Origin of the sequence: Butyricicoccus sp. AM05-1, from assembly GCF_003474415.1 — a bacterium.
Classification (GTDB): domain Bacteria; phylum Bacillota; class Clostridia; order Oscillospirales; family Butyricicoccaceae; genus Agathobaculum; species Agathobaculum butyriciproducens.
Genome location: NZ_QUDG01000025.1, coordinates 8,239 through 8,446, shown reverse-complemented (window position 1 = coordinate 8,446; position 208 = coordinate 8,239).

Below are 208 nucleotides of genomic sequence, written 5' to 3'. Positions count from 1 at the left end.
AGCCGGAATTTTGTGAATGACTGTCTGAATTTCGTCAAGGAGTTTGTAGAGAAGGAGAGGGAACAGTAATGGCAAGACTCAGTGCAGAGGAAATGTTCAAGAATATGATCGGCCGCAAGGACGAGGAACCGCAGCCGGCACAGGAAACCGCTGCCGCACCAACTGCGGAGAAGAAGAAAGCCTCTACCGTGCAGGTGACCGTGCGTCT